Origin of the sequence: Ruegeria sp. MALMAid1280 (assembly GCF_049195285.1) — a bacterium.
GTDB lineage: Bacteria > Pseudomonadota > Alphaproteobacteria > Rhodobacterales > Rhodobacteraceae > Ruegeria.
In genome coordinates this window covers 57,659-71,005 of record NZ_JBMIRT010000035.1, presented here as the reverse complement: position 1 = coordinate 71,005, position 13,347 = coordinate 57,659, and the positions used below count along the sequence as shown (strand labels likewise).

13 protein-coding genes and 1 riboswitch are annotated in these 13,347 nt (G+C 60.6%); of the genes, 2 read left to right on the top strand and 11 right to left on the bottom strand.

The features are described from left to right. Positions 1-163: 163 nt before the first annotated feature. Positions 164-1,840 (bottom strand): 30S ribosomal protein S1, encoded by a 1,677-nt coding sequence (gene rpsA, locus ACOQFT_RS02520; RefSeq protein WP_421596492.1) that lies wholly within the window; start codon positions 1,838-1,840, stop codon positions 164-166. A gap of 256 nt (positions 1,841-2,096) precedes the next feature. Beyond that, positions 2,097-2,612, bottom strand: a complete 516-nt coding sequence (locus ACOQFT_RS02515; protein WP_421596491.1) for a hypothetical protein — start codon at positions 2,610-2,612, stop codon at positions 2,097-2,099. 217 nt (positions 2,613-2,829) lie between these two features. Between ACOQFT_RS02515 and ACOQFT_RS02510 the strand changes: the two genes are divergently transcribed. After that, entirely contained in the window at positions 2,830-3,309 is a 480-nt protein-coding gene (locus ACOQFT_RS02510) for a YHS domain-containing (seleno)protein (protein ID WP_421596490.1), read from the top strand. Between the two features lie 18 nt (positions 3,310-3,327). Here ACOQFT_RS02510 and ACOQFT_RS02505 read toward each other — a convergent pair whose 3' ends face one another. Both ACOQFT_RS02505 and aroA read right to left on the bottom strand, forming a co-directional pair. Next, on the bottom strand, positions 3,328-3,945 hold the full coding sequence (locus ACOQFT_RS02505) for a (d)CMP kinase (protein ID WP_421596489.1): 618 nt from the start codon (positions 3,943-3,945) through the stop codon (positions 3,328-3,330). Further along, the gene (aroA, locus tag ACOQFT_RS02500) at positions 3,942-5,288 is read right to left on the bottom strand and encodes a 3-phosphoshikimate 1-carboxyvinyltransferase (RefSeq protein WP_421596488.1); all 1,347 of its coding nucleotides are present in this window, start codon (positions 5,286-5,288) and stop codon (positions 3,942-3,944) included. The genes ACOQFT_RS02505 and aroA overlap by 4 nt, the downstream gene beginning before the upstream one ends. Positions 5,289-5,472: 184 nt before the next feature. Here aroA and ACOQFT_RS02495 point away from each other — a divergent pair, with 184 nt between their 5' ends. Continuing rightward, positions 5,473-6,282 (top strand): hypothetical protein, encoded by an 810-nt coding sequence (locus ACOQFT_RS02495; RefSeq protein ID WP_421596487.1) that lies wholly within the window; start codon positions 5,473-5,475, stop codon positions 6,280-6,282. Positions 6,283-6,285: 3 nt separating this feature from the next. Here ACOQFT_RS02495 and trmB read toward each other — a convergent pair whose 3' ends face one another. The 7 genes from trmB to ACOQFT_RS02460 form a co-directional block, all read right to left on the bottom strand. Beyond that, positions 6,286-6,993, bottom strand: a complete 708-nt coding sequence (gene trmB, locus ACOQFT_RS02490; protein ID WP_421596486.1) for a tRNA (guanine(46)-N(7))-methyltransferase TrmB — start codon at positions 6,991-6,993, stop codon at positions 6,286-6,288. Between the two features lie 92 nt (positions 6,994-7,085). Beyond that, complete coding sequence (gene metK / locus ACOQFT_RS02485; protein WP_421596485.1) at positions 7,086-8,267, bottom strand: methionine adenosyltransferase; 1,182 nt, start codon at positions 8,265-8,267, stop codon at positions 7,086-7,088. 5 nt (positions 8,268-8,272) lie between these two features. Continuing rightward, a riboswitch (SAM-SAH riboswitch) is annotated at positions 8,273-8,321 on the bottom strand. Positions 8,322-8,363: 42 nt separating this feature from the next. After that, the gene (lnt, locus tag ACOQFT_RS02480; RefSeq protein WP_421596484.1) at positions 8,364-9,860 is read right to left on the bottom strand and encodes an apolipoprotein N-acyltransferase; all 1,497 of its coding nucleotides are present in this window, start codon (positions 9,858-9,860) and stop codon (positions 8,364-8,366) included. Next, on the bottom strand, positions 9,857-10,744 hold the full coding sequence (locus tag ACOQFT_RS02475) for a hemolysin family protein (RefSeq protein WP_421596483.1): 888 nt from the start codon (positions 10,742-10,744) through the stop codon (positions 9,857-9,859). Before ACOQFT_RS02475 ends, lnt begins: the two co-directional genes overlap by 4 nt. A gap of 35 nt (positions 10,745-10,779) precedes the next feature. Beyond that, on the bottom strand, positions 10,780-11,274 hold the full coding sequence (ybeY, locus tag ACOQFT_RS02470; RefSeq protein WP_421596482.1) for an rRNA maturation RNase YbeY: 495 nt from the start codon (positions 11,272-11,274) through the stop codon (positions 10,780-10,782). Between the two features lie 33 nt (positions 11,275-11,307). Then, positions 11,308-12,330, bottom strand: a complete 1,023-nt coding sequence (locus ACOQFT_RS02465; RefSeq protein ID WP_421596481.1) for a PhoH family protein — start codon at positions 12,328-12,330, stop codon at positions 11,308-11,310. Between the two features lie 137 nt (positions 12,331-12,467). Continuing rightward, positions 12,468-13,232: an outer membrane protein gene (locus ACOQFT_RS02460; protein WP_421596480.1), complete on the bottom strand. Its 765-nt coding sequence runs from the start codon at positions 13,230-13,232 to the stop codon at positions 12,468-12,470. Positions 13,233-13,347: the final 115 nt, after the last annotated feature.

The following is a 13,347-nucleotide window of genomic DNA, read 5'->3' as shown; positions in this document are numbered from 1 at the left end:
GCTGCTAAAACGCGCGATTTTTTGCTTGTTCACGCGAATTCCGCGCGTATAGCGCGAACCACACCCGGAATAAGCCCGGAAATCGGAACATATTGATTCGCAACAAAAACGGCCCCGCGCGGATACGCGGGGCCGTAAATTCGGCTAAGGCTGATGCCTGGGCTTAGTCGCCCGATTTCAGCGCTGCACCCAGGATGTCGCCCAGCGATGCGCCCGAGTCGGAAGAACCGTACTGTTCCACGGCCTCTTTCTCTTCGGCGATCTCGCGTGCTTTGATCGACAGGCCCAGACGGCGAGTCTTGCTGTCGACGTTGGTGACGCGAACGTCGACCTTGTCACCGACCGAGAAACGCTCGGGGCGCTGTTCGGCGCGGTCACGCGACAGGTCGGAGCGGCGGATGAAGGACTTCATGCCTTCGTATTCCACTTCGATGCCACCATCTTCGATCGCGGTCACTTCGACGGTGATGACCGAGCCACGCTTCACGCCGCCCACGGCTTCGGCGAACTTGTCACCGCCCAAGGCTTTGATCGACAGCGAGATACGCTCTTTTTCGACGTCAACTTCCGAAACGACGGCCGAAACCATGTCGCCTTTGCGGTAGTTCTGGATCGCATCCTCGCCGCGCTCGTCCCACGACAGGTCGGACAGGTGAACCATGCCGTCGATGTCGCCTTCGAGGCCAATGAACAGACCGAATTCGGTGATGTTCTTGACTTCGCCTTCGACCTGCGTGCCCTCGGGGTGGGTTTCTGCAAACACTTCCCACGGGTTGCGCTGAGTCTGCTTCAGGCCCAGAGACACGCGACGCTTGGCGCCGTCGATTTCCAGAACCATGACGTCGACTTCCTGGCTGGTCGAAACGATCTTGCCGGGGTGGACGTTTTTCTTGGTCCAGGACATCTCGGACACGTGCACCAGACCTTCGACACCGGCTTCCAGCTCGACGAACGCGCCGTAGTCGGTGATGTTGGTGACGCGACCCTGATGGACCGAGCCCAGCGGGTATTTCGCAGCAACCAGATCCCACGGATCTTCCTGCAGCTGCTTCATGCCCAGGCTGATGCGGTGGGTCTCTTTGTTGATCTTGATGACCTGAACCTTGATGGTTTCGCCGATCGTCAGGATCTCGGACGGGTGGTTCACACGGCGCCATGCCATGTCGGTGACGTGCAGCAGGCCGTCAACGCCGCCCAGGTCAACAAATGCACCGTATTCGGTGATGTTCTTGACGACACCCTCGACGGTCTGACCTTCGGACAGGTTGCCGATAACTTCCGCACGCTGCTCGGCACGCGATTCTTCCAGGATTGCGCGGCGCGACACAACGATGTTGCCACGGCGGCGGTCCATTTTCAGAATCTGGAACGGCTGCTTCAGACCCATCAGCGGGCCAGCGTCGCGCACGGGGCGGACGTCAACCTGCGAACCGGGCAAGAACGCAACTGCGCCACCCAGATCGACGGTGAAGCCACCTTTGACGCGACCAAAGATTGCACCTTCGACGCGCTGGTCGTCGGCATATGCTTTTTCCAGACGGTCCCATGCCTCTTCACGGCGGGCCATCTCGCGCGAGATGACGGCTTCGCCACGGGCGTTTTCTGCGGCGCGCAGGTAGACTTCGACCTCGTCACCAACAGTGATTTCAGGGGCTTCGCCGGGATTTGCGAATTCTTTCAGATCAACGCGGCCTTCCATTTTGTAGCCGACGTCGATGATGGCCTGGCCGGCTTCGATCGCCAGAACCTTGCCTTTGACAACAGAACCCTCTTCGGGCGTGTCCATTTCGAAGCTTTCATTCAGGAGGGCTTCGAATTCCTCCATGGATGTATTAGCCATGTGGCGTTGTTTTCCTTTACATACGTTTTGTCTGGCCGAGCGGTTGTCTCCGCCGGTCTTAGTGGATTGGTCAGGCAACCTGACATATGCCGCAAAACAAAGAGGGCCGGTTGGTTCCGACCCTGCTCGTCTCGTTGTTTTATGGCTCAAATCGCCTTGTCGACCGGCGCTCTATAGCGGGTTCGTCAAGTGGCTGCAAGTTATACCGTGCAAATCACGGGGTAACGTGCAAGTCGTCGCGGCCAACGACTTGGGATCAGATCTCCTCGCCCTTTTTCAGCAGTTCATCGATCAGGTCTCGCTGAAGGTTGCGGCTGTCACCGCCGCCGAATTGCTGCGCCCCGCCGGAATAGAGCGAGCCGTAGGTCTTGGCGATATTCACCGTCTGCGCCAGCCCCGAGATCAGCTGATCCTTTTCCAGCGGCGACAACGGGTGGATAAACGCCGCCCACAGCATCCCGTTGGCGATCGCATAGCGCGCATCCAAGGCGCTGTCGAAATTGGCCTGCATCATGCGATGCATATCCTCGGCGGTCAGGCCTTCGGCGCTGCGGATCGGGACCATCGCGCGCATCCGGTCGGCATTGCTGTCGGTGATGACCAGAACCGGAACGTCCGACACGGTCAGCTGAAACCCCGGCCCGCGCGGCTGTGCCTCGGGGTCGAGTGCAAAGATGATCTTGCCCAGACGTTCGTAGTCCATCGGTGGCTCGGCTTCCTGCGCCGCCAGACTTCCGGCCAGAAAAATCAGGGTTAGGGCTAGTCGGATCATCGCATCTCTCCTGCAGGTTATGCCCAACCATAGGGGTCGGCTGACAGGCTGACCAAACAAAGCTTGGTGAAGTAAATTTTCCAATCGACCGCAGGTTTGAACGATCTGCAAGATTTGGCGGGCTTCCTGAGATAGCCCGTTCGAAACCGCCCCTCTACCTATGTTTCAGCGGTTGGCCACCCGGCTGGCCCAAACCTGAACAGGAAAGGAAATTCCAATGAAGTCTCTGGTTCTGACCACCCTCATCGCCGCCCTGCCCTTGGTCGCCGCCCCGGCCTTTGCCGCGGATGAGATCAATGTCTCGAACGGTATCTCGGCCGCAGGAGCGCCGCTGGCCGCGCATGGCGTCGATCTGGTCGCGCTGGTCCATGACGGCAACCCGGTCGAAGGCTTTGCCACCCATTCCGCCACCTATGACGGGGCGTCCTACTACTTTACCAGTGCGGCGAACCGCGAAGCGTTCGAGGCCAACCCTGCCGCCTATCTGCCGCAGCATGGCGGCTTCTGTTCGTTCGGCGTGTCGGTGGGCAAGAAGTTCGACGGCGACCCGGATCAGTATCTGGTCGCGGATGGCAAGCTTTACCTGTTCCTGAACGCAGAAACCCGCGCGGCCTTCCTGAAGGACGTGGCGGCCACGGCAAAAACCGCGGACGATCAGTGGTCTAAAATCAAAAACGTTGCCGTCGGCGAGTTGTAATCCTGAAAGCCCGCGGTGTTACGACGTCGCGGGCTTTTTCTGTTCGATCACGGCCACCGCCTTGGCCAGCGCCGCCTCGATACTCAGATCGGACGTGTCCAGCAGAACGGCATCGTTGGCGGGTTTCATCGGCGCAGTGCTACGTTCGGCATCCCGCGCATCGCGTTCGCGCACATCGACCAGCACCTGTTCGCGGGTGACGTCCGAACCTTTGGCGCTCAGCTCAAGAAAGCGTCGCTCGGCCCGAACCTCGGCGCTGGCAGTGACGAACAGCTTCACCTCGGCCTCGGGGCAGATCACCGTCCCGATATCGCGCCCGTCCAGCACCGCGCCCCCGGCACGGCGGGCAAAGGCACGCTGGAAGTTGACCAAGGCCGCGCGGACCTCGGGGATCACGGCCACTTTCGATGCCGCCTGTGCGATTTCGGCCGTGCGCAGATCACCCTGTTCCAGTTCCTCAGCGGTCAAAGCCTGCGCGGCCTCGACCGGGTCGGCGCCCTCCAGCGTCCGACGCCCAACCGCACGGTAGAGCAACCCGGTATCCAGATGCGCGAACCCGAAATGCGCGGCAACACCTTTCGAGATCGTGCCCTTGCCCGCCGCCGCAGGGCCATCAATGGCGACCGTAAAGCTCACGTGCGTTCGACCTTTGCACCCAGGGACGCCATCAGTGGCTCGAAAATCGGGAACGAGGTCGCGATCGGGCCGCCGTCATCCACTGAAACCGGGGTCTTCGCGCCCATGCCCATCACCATGAAGGACATGGCGATGCGGTGGTCCAGAAAGCTCTCGCAGGTGCCGCCGCCGGGGACGTTGCCGATGCCCAGCCCGTCGACCGACCACCATTCCTCGCCCTCTTCCACGGTCACGCCGTTGGCGCGCAGACCCTTGGCCATCGCGTCAATCCGGTCGCTTTCCTTGACGCGCAGCTCTTTCACGCCGCCCATCATCGTGGTGCCGGTGGCATTGGCCGCAACCACCGACAGAACCGGGTATTCGTCAATCATCGAGGCCGCACGCGCGGGCGGTACGTTGATGCCCTTCATGTTGGGCGAGTATTTTGCGCGCAGATCGGCAACCGGCTCGCCACCCTCTTCGCGTTCGTTTTCATAGGTCAGGTCGGCCCCCATCTCGCGCAGTGTGGTGAACAGCCCCGCGCGGGTCGGGTTCAAACCGATGCCCGGCACCAGAACGTCCGAACCGGGCGTGATCAGCGCCGCGCAAACCGGGAAAGCCGCGCTGGACGGGTCACGCGGAACGACAATGACCTGCGGCTTCAGCTCGGGGCGGCCGGTCAGAGTGATTACCCGACCCTCATCGGTATCTTCAACGGTAATTTCTGCGCCAAATCCGGCCAGCATCCGCTCCGAATGGTCACGGGTGGCCTCTTTCTCGATCACGACGGTCTTGCCCGGTGCGTTCAAGCCGGCCAGCAGCACGGCGGATTTCACCTGCGCCGACGGGACCGGCACTTCGTAGCGGACCGGAACGGGTTCTGCGGCACCCACGATGGTCATCGGCAGGCGTCCACCGGAACGGCCCACGGATTGTGTGCCAAACAGCGCCAGTGGATCGGTCACGCGCGCCATCGGGCGCTTGTTCAGGCTCGCATCACCCGTGAACGTCGCCGTGATCGGCGAGGTCGCCATCGCGCCCATGATCAGCCGCACGCCGGTGCCCGAGTTGCCGCAGTCGATCACCTGATCGGGCTCGGCAAACCCACCGACGCCAACCCCGTGCACGGTCCATTCACCGCCGCCATGATCGGTGACCTCGGCCCCGAAGGCGCGCATCGCCTTGGCGGTGTCCAGAACGTCCTCGCCCTCCAACAGGCCGGAAATCTTGGTCTCACCCACTGCCATCGCGCCCAGGATCAGCGACCGGTGCGAGATCGACTTGTCGCCGGGCACCTCTGCCGTGCCGGTCAGCGGACCGCAGGGATGCGAGGTCATCGGGATGGGCGTGCCGTGTCCGGACATGGGGGCTCCTGTTTTCGCTATCAGTGCCCAAGCCGATTAGCGAATTGGGGCCGCTTGGTCCAGCGGCAATGCGACCGCCAACGCAAGCCAGGTTTGGGTGATCAGGGGTTTCCGGGCTACAATCACCGAATTCAGGACGAGTTTGTTTTTTGTTACTCATTAATCACTGTCCGAGGATTACCCCATGTCACAAATTCAATCCATGCTCTCAAGTGGCACAGAAAAGTACTTTCAGCCCAAGAACCCACTAAAGACTGATAGCGTTTTGCAGATGCGCCTGGCTTTTCTGGTCGGCCTTGTTGCCTTTGGCCTGCCAATCGTTCTTGCCGCTGGCGCAGTGTTTGGCGGCAGCTGTTTCCGCGACAGCATCAGCCACTTTTACTATGCCCAGTTTCTTGGCGCCATTTTTGTCGGGCTATTGGTTTTTATCGGCGGTTTTCTGATCGCCTATACCGGAGATCATTGGCTTGAGGATCTTGGGTCCTTCATTGCCGGAATTGGGGCCTGTTTTGTTGCGGTTTTCCCAACAAGCGGGTCTGGCTGCGAAGAGCCCGTCAGCTTCAAGTCACGAATCTTTGCCGATGTGATCCAAACGCCGCCACCGGTGCTGTCTGACCCCCAGCCAGACGCGTTCTTCACCCTGTTTTCAAGCGCTCCGCATTTACATGCCTGGGCTGCGGGCATCCTGTTTGCCTATCTGGGCCTTTATTGCCTGTTCGTTTTACGCCGTGTGGTTCCTGAACGTCACATAAGAAACGGGCAATTGATCCGGTCGAAAAGACAACGCAACACATTGTATTCGATGTGCGGCATCACAATCCTGTTGTGCGTTCTGGTTCTGGGCATCGTCGCCTTTTCCGGCGAAGGCACACAGGCGGGGTGGAAATCCCACAACCTGACGTTTTTTGTAGAGACCATCGCGCTTTGGGCATTCGGGCTAGCCTGGTTCGCCAAAGGCCGCGCCTTTCCCAGCCTGCGCGATTCCACGCCGTAGGGGTCAGGTTTTGCGGAACGTCAGGTAATGCGGCGTCCGGCCTTCGCGCAGGGCCTTCTGCTCATACCGGGTGGAAATCCAGTCCTCCCACGGCTCGCGCCAGTCCGCCGGGCGCTCGGCCAGCCATTCGAAGCCTGCACGCGGAACTTCCTCCAGCGTCTGGCGGACATAGTCGGGAATGTCGGTCGCCACGCGAAAGATTGACCCCGGTTTCAGCACGCGCGCCAGCGGTTCCAGATGTTCCGGCGTCACGAAACGACGGCGGTGGTGCCGCGTTTTCGGCCACGGGTCGGGGTACAGCAGGAAAGCGCGCGAGATGCTGGCCTCGGGCAGCACGTCGAAAAGATGGCGCGCGTCGCCGGGGTGCACCGCAAGGTTTTCGACCCCGGCCTGACGGATTTTGCCCAACAGCATGGCGACGCCGTTGATATAGGGCTCGGCCCCGATGATGCCGATTTCAGGGTTGCTGGCGGCCTGATGCACCAGATGCTCACCGCCGCCAAAACCGACCTCAAGCCAGACATCCTTGCCACCGAACAGCGCCTGCAGGTCCAGCGGGTGACGTTCGGGGTTGGTCTCCCAATCGACCGCACCGGGCGACAGGGCGTCGAGGTCTTCGTTCAGATACGTCTTTTGGCTGGGCTTCAGGGTCTTGCCCTTGAAGCGGCCATAGAAGTTTCTGCGGGGGCGTTGCGGTGTCTGGGTGCTCATGGCGTGCCCATACTGCGCGGGCCGCACCGTTGCAACCCCGGCACCGAATCGAAAAAGCGCGCCGGGATCGGCGCGCTTAGTTTGGTTTTGGATCAGACTGCGGCTTTCAGCGCGTCGACCAGATCGGTGCGTTCCCAGCTGAAACCGCCATCCGCGTCGGGCTCACGCCCGAAATGGCCATATGCAGCCGTGCGCTGGTAGATGGGCTTGTTCAGCTGCAGGTGCTCACGAATGCCGCGCGGGGTCAGGTCCATCACCTGTCCGACGGCCGTTTCGATCAGAGCGTCGGCAATCTGGCCGGTACCGTGCGTATCAGCATAGATCGACAGCGGCCGGGACACACCAATCGCATAGCTCAGCTGGATGGTGCAGCGTTCCGCCATGCCCGCCGCGACCACGTTCTTGGCCAGATACCGCGCGGCATACGCGGCTGAACGGTCCACCTTGGTCGGGTCTTTCCCCGAAAACGCACCACCACCGTGAGGTGCAGCACCGCCATAGGTGTCCACGATGATCTTGCGCCCGGTCAGACCGGCGTCACCGTCGGGGCCACCAATCACAAACTTGCCGGTCGGATTCACGTGCCACTCGGTTTCGGCGGTCAGCCAGCCGTTGGGCAGGGTCTCAGAGATATAGGGCTCGACGATGGCGCGGATATCGTCCGAGCTCAGCGCCGCGTCCAGGTGCTGGGTCGACAGCACGATCGAGCTGACGCCGACCGGCTTGCCGTCGCGGTACACAACCGACAGCTGCGATTTTGCGTCCGGACCCAGCGCAGGTTCGGTGCCATTCTTGCGCACTTCGGCCAGGCGACGCAGAATCGCGTGCGAATACTGGATCGGTGCCGGCATCAGCGCGGGGGTTTCCGTGGTGGCGAAACCGAACATGATGCCCTGGTCGCCAGCGCCCTCGTCCTTTTCTCCGGACGCGTCCACACCCTGCGCGATATGGGCGGACTGTTCGTGCAGCAGGTTCGTCACCTCGACGGTTTCGTGGTGGAACTTATCCTGCTCATAGCCGATATCCTTGATACAAGCGCGCGCGATCTCGTCGATACGGCCCATATAGTCGTGCAGCTTTTCCTGATCAGACAGACCTACTTCGCCACCAATTACCACACGGTCGGTCGTGGCAAAGGTTTCGCACGCCACGCGTGCTTCGGGTTCTTCGTTCAGAAATGCGTCAAGGACGGCATCGGAAATCCGGTCGCAAACCTTGTCCGGGTGCCCTTCGGATACAGACTCCGAAGTAAAAGTGTAGTTCTGTCGGGACATGAAAGTGCTCCATTAAGATTTTCCCATCACGCCAGGAAGCCGTTGTGACGGGCAAGCGAGGGCATACGCCCACAACTTCACAGGGTCAATCGCTATTTAAGCGCGTTCCCGCCGGACGTTGCGCCAAAGCAGCGCGAACAAAACCGCCAGCAAGAAAAAGACCGGAAAGTCACCAATCCGGGCATAGACGGTCGGTGCCAACGGCGCCGGCAATTGTGCATCCACAAAGCCCGCCTGCCCCAATGCCAGCGCGTTCGTGATGCGCCCCAGCGGATCGATCACCGCCGATACTCCGGTATTGGCCGAGCGCATCATCGGCAGACCCTGCTCGATCGCGCGCATCTGGGCCTGAGCCAAATGTTGATAGGGGCCAGACCGGGTGCCGAACCAGGCATCATTGGTGATCTGCAGCAGAAAATCCGCGCGGGCCGGTGCGGACAGGACATCCTGCGTGAACACGGCTTCGTAGCAGATCAGCGGCAGCGCCTTGCCCAGCTTTCCCGCGTCCATCAGCGCTGCACCGGGCCCCGAGCTGAAACCATGACCGGCGGTGGTTGCCATCCCGTGAATGCCAAACCTAGCCATCAGGTTTCCAAACGGCACGTATTCTCCGAACGGAGCAAGGTGGTGCTTGTCATACAGGCCCTGTTGCTGACCCTGCTCGTCCAGATAGATCATCGAGTTATAGATTTGCGGCCCATCACCCCGCTGAATGCCCAGAAACACCGGCACTGACTGCGCAGCATCTGTGACCGCATCCAAATACGGCTGTGCACTGCCCAGCCATGCGGGTATCGAAGTTTCCGGCCAGACGATCAGGTCAGGCCGGGGTTGCGCTGCGGTGAACTCGATCTGGCGCGCAAAGAACAAGGGTGCGTAGTCCGGGTCCCATTTCTGATGCTGGGGGGCGTTGGGCTGGATCAGGCGCACAGTGTGTTCGGTCTCGGTGACAGTCGGACGGGTGGCCGCATAGACCAACACCAAACAAGCCGTGCCAACCGTCAGGCCCAAGGGCAGCGCGAACCCGCCGCGTTGTGCCAGCGCCGCACCCAGGGGCAAGGTTGCCAGCAGGGTCAAAGCCCCCAGACCGTAGGGTCCGAACAGCGACAGAAGCTGCGCCACGGGCGTATCGACCCAAACCTGCGCCAGACCAGCCCAGGGGAACCCTGTCAGCACATAACCTCGGGCGAATTCCGCCAGAGACAAGGCCACGGCTAGGAAAACCGCCTGCTTGACAGCGCCTCCACCCGGCCGCCTTGCGACCCAAAAGGCCAGCGCCCAGAACAGGGCCAGCCCGCCTGCCAAGAAGATCAGCGCAAATGGGGCCATCCAGGCGTGGCGCTCGGCATCTACGAAAAACGGCTCGATGATCCAGCTGAGACCGTGGGCGAAGTATCCGGTGGCGAAGGCCCAGCCCAACCACGCGGCCCGACCCCGCGTTTCCGTCGACAGATACAGGGGGGCAAGCAGCAGCAGCCCAACCAGAGTCGCCGCCCAAATGCCAAACGGCGCAAGACCAAATGCCGCCAGCGCCCCCAGCAGGGCCGACAGCACGAACCTCAACCAAAACGGCCAGCCCCGCGATGGGTTCATGCAGCAAGATCCGGCAACATGACACGCAATCGCTTGATCCGGCGCGGATCTGCGTCGATCACCTCGAATTCCGGACCTTCGGGATGCAGAACAACCTCACCCCGCGCGGGTACGCGGCCGGACAGCATGAAGACCAGACCGCCCAAGGTATCGATTTCTTCCTCGTCCACGTCCTCGTGACTGGTCAGCGAGCGTCCGATCTCGGCCTCGAACTCTTCCAGAGGGACGCGCGCCTGAACGATGTAACATCCGGGCTTTTCCTGCACCCAAAGCCGATCTTCATCCGCGTCGTGTTCATCGGCGATTTCACCCACGACCTGTTCGATCAGGTCTTCGATGGTCAGCAAACCGTCAACGCCGCCATATTCGTCGATCACCAGCGCCATGTGGCGGCGCTCCGTCTGCATCTTGGTCAGCAGAACGCCAATTGGCATCGAGGGCGGCACGAAAAGCAAGGTCCGCAGCATCGACACCAGATCAAACTCGGTGCCGCCGCCGTTGAACCCGTGGGTCAGGGCGAAATCCTTGAGGTGGACGAAGCCCAAAGGCGTGTCCAGCGTGCCCTCATAGACCGGTATCCGGGACAAGCCGCTGTCGCGGAACACCTGCGCAAGCTCATCTTTGGTGATGGTGGACGGGACCGAGATGATCTCGGCCGTCGGAATGGCCACGTCCTCAACCCGCATCCGCCGCAGGTTGATCATGCCACGCGGCTGCACCCTATCGGTCTCGTGCCCGTTGGCTACGTGAACCTCATCCTCATCCTGTGGTGAGAACGCGTCCACTATTCGAGAAAAAAACCCGGCTTTCTCTTTGATATTGTCACCGCCGTTCTTCGGTTGCGCGCCCTGCGCCGCCATAGAACTGCCGTCTGTATCGCCCATGATCCCGTTCCAAATAATCGACCCTGAAGGCCCGTCTACGCATTATATGGGTCATCGAGACCCAGTTTGCCAAGTATATCGACCTCAACCGCTTCCATCAAATCCGCGTCAGCGTCGTGGATGTGATCGTATCCCAGCAAATGTAACGTTCCGTGAATGATCAGATGTGTGACGTGATCATCCATGGGCTTTCCCGCCTCAGCCGCTTCACGCGCGCAGGTGTCGTAAGAGAGCGCGATATCCCCCAACGCGATTTCTCCGGTGAAGTCCGGTTCGGGCGGCAGCGGTGGCTGACCCGGCTGGCCTGGCGCCAACTCCTCGGCGGGCCAGCTGAGCACATTGGTCGGAGTGGGTTTTTCCCGGAACTCCGCATTCAGCTCGGCGATCCGGGGGTCGTCACACGCCAGCACGCTGATCTCACATAGACCAGCGTCCAGATCGCAATGGTCCAAAACCGCCTGTATCGCGCGCGCGGCCAAAGGCTCCAGCCCTTGCCAGCGTGCGTCTTCAATCGTCAGTTCAAGGTTCATGCCATCACGTCCAAAGCCTGCGGCCCCGGATGATTACCCCGTCTCGCGGCCTGCGTCGGCCTCATACGCTTCGATAATGGCGGCGACAAGCGGGTGGCGCACCACGTCTTTCGAGGTGAAATAGTTGAAGCTGATATTCGGGATCGTCTTCAGCAACCGTTCGGCATCCGTCAGGCCCGACTGAACCCCACGCGGCAGGTCGACCTGCGAGCGGTCTCCGGTGATCACCATGCGGCTACCCTCACCCAGACGGGTCAGGAACATCTTCATCTGCATGGTCGTGGCGTTCTGCGCCTCATCCAGCACCACAAACGCATTGGCCAGCGTCCGCCCGCGCATGAAGGCCAGAGGAGCGATTTCGATTCGTTTCTCTTCGATCAGCTTGGCCAGTTGCTTGCCGGGCAGGAAATCATTCAGCGCGTCGTAAAGCGGCTGCATGTATGGATCGACCTTGTCCTTCATGTCACCCGGCAGATAGCCCAGCTTTTCACCAGCCTCGACGGCGGGACGGCTGAGAATGATCCGGTCCACATGCCCGCCGATAAACATCGACACGCCGACGGCCACCGCCAGATAGGTCTTGCCGGTACCTGCGGGACCGATCCCAAAGGCCAGTTCGTTGTTGAACAGAGACTGGACATAGGCCTTTTGCGCATCGGTGCGTGGCTCGACCAGTTTTTTGCGGGTTTTGATCTCAACCGTGCCGCCCTTGAACATCTCAAGCTGGTCACCGTCGCGGCTGCCGGTTCCTGTCTCGGAACCGCCCATCCGAAGCTCGCGATCCACATCGGCGGCCTCGACATCGCGACCGCCTTCGAGACGGGTGTAGAGCGCCTGCAGCACCTCGATGGCCTGTTTCTGCGAATCCTCGTCGCCCATGACAACCAACTGGTTGCCGCGTCGGACAATCTGGACGGACAGCTTTTGTTCGATTTCGGTCAGGTTGCGGTCATACTCACCGCACAAATCAATCAACAACCGATTGTCAGGGAATTCAACAAACGCCTCGCGCGGGGGCATGTCATTTTGCGGTGGGGTAAGGGCACCGATGGCCAATCCGTTCTCCTGCCTTGGCGTTTCACCCCGAGCGTAGACAACAATTCTCGGTGGGCGCAAGCCACAGTTTCAAATTTTCCGAAACGGATGGCAAAACCGCCGAACAATGCCTCAAGGGACGGCCGCCTCAACAGGGGTCAATACGTGTAGTTCAATCCAAATCTCAGACCACGATAGCGCGGTGTGGATTTTGTCGAGAACCCATTGCTGAACTCAACCCGGCGCGAGTCGAACTGCACATATTCATACTCGCCCGTGATCGACCAGTTCTCGCTCAGGCTGTGTTCTGCACCGATACTGGCCGAAAACCCGTTCCTGGTGTCACTGTCTTCAAAAAGTTGCGTCGTGGCCCCGGAAGTCAGGCTGCTGCCGGTCGTGACATCCCCTTGCACGTATCCGACCGTAACAAAGTACAATACCGTGCCGCTTTTATTGGTCAGACCGTTGCGGAACCGAACCGACAAGATGTCCGAGACCTCGGAGGAACCGGTGATTGCGGTGCTGCCAACATTCGTCATGACGTCGTCGTCAAGCGTGCCAAAATCATACCCAAGTTCGAACCCGTAGACATAGTCGCGCCCGCCGAAAGCGGGCAGAACACCGCGCCAGCCGCCTCGGACACCACCGTAGTTGCCTTTCAGGTCCAATTCTCCGACCCCGAAGGTACCGCCCGGGGTCGTCAGACCGAATCGGTCCGTCCCGCTTGTTGCGTAACCGCCGCTCAGACCCAGATAAAAGGCGCTTACATCGCTGCCGAAACGTTTCGGGCTGACGACCGGAGGGTCCGTCACACCCTGCTCCAGATTGCCCGCAACAGTTGCGCTGGAAAGAAGCGAAAGCACCAGCGCCGACGAAAAAACAACCCGGCGGCCTAGCCCAAAGAAGCGTGTTCGAATTTCCACTCGTAACCTCCATCGTCCCAACCCGTTAGGCGGACCGGCACAGAACTGGATTTTCAGGAGCGCGGCGCGCTATACCCTGAAAAAATCTGGCCTTTCTCGGAACATAGTTCTTGGT

Bases quoted from the DNA above. Each gene is read 5' to 3' on its own strand.
- rpsA (WP_421596492.1), bottom strand. From the start codon at position 1,840: ATGGCTAATACATCCATGGAGGAATTCGAAGCCCTCCTGAATGAAAGC.
- ACOQFT_RS02515 (WP_421596491.1), bottom strand. From the start codon at position 2,612: ATGATCCGACTAGCCCTAACCCTGATTTTTCTGGCCGGAAGTCTGGCG.
- ACOQFT_RS02510 (WP_421596490.1), top strand. From the start codon at position 2,830: ATGAAGTCTCTGGTTCTGACCACCCTCATCGCCGCCCTGCCCTTGGTC.
- aroA (WP_421596488.1), bottom strand. From the start codon at position 5,288: ATGTCCGGACACGGCACGCCCATCCCGATGACCTCGCATCCCTGCGGT.
- ACOQFT_RS02495 (WP_421596487.1), top strand. From the start codon at position 5,473: ATGTCACAAATTCAATCCATGCTCTCAAGTGGCACAGAAAAGTACTTT.
- trmB (WP_421596486.1), bottom strand. From the start codon at position 6,993: ATGAGCACCCAGACACCGCAACGCCCCCGCAGAAACTTCTATGGCCGC.
- metK (WP_421596485.1), bottom strand. From the start codon at position 8,267: ATGTCCCGACAGAACTACACTTTTACTTCGGAGTCTGTATCCGAAGGG.
- lnt (WP_421596484.1), bottom strand. From the start codon at position 9,860: ATGAACCCATCGCGGGGCTGGCCGTTTTGGTTGAGGTTCGTGCTGTCG.
- ACOQFT_RS02475 (WP_421596483.1), bottom strand. From the start codon at position 10,744: ATGGGCGATACAGACGGCAGTTCTATGGCGGCGCAGGGCGCGCAACCG.
- ybeY (WP_421596482.1), bottom strand. From the start codon at position 11,274: ATGAACCTTGAACTGACGATTGAAGACGCACGCTGGCAAGGGCTGGAG.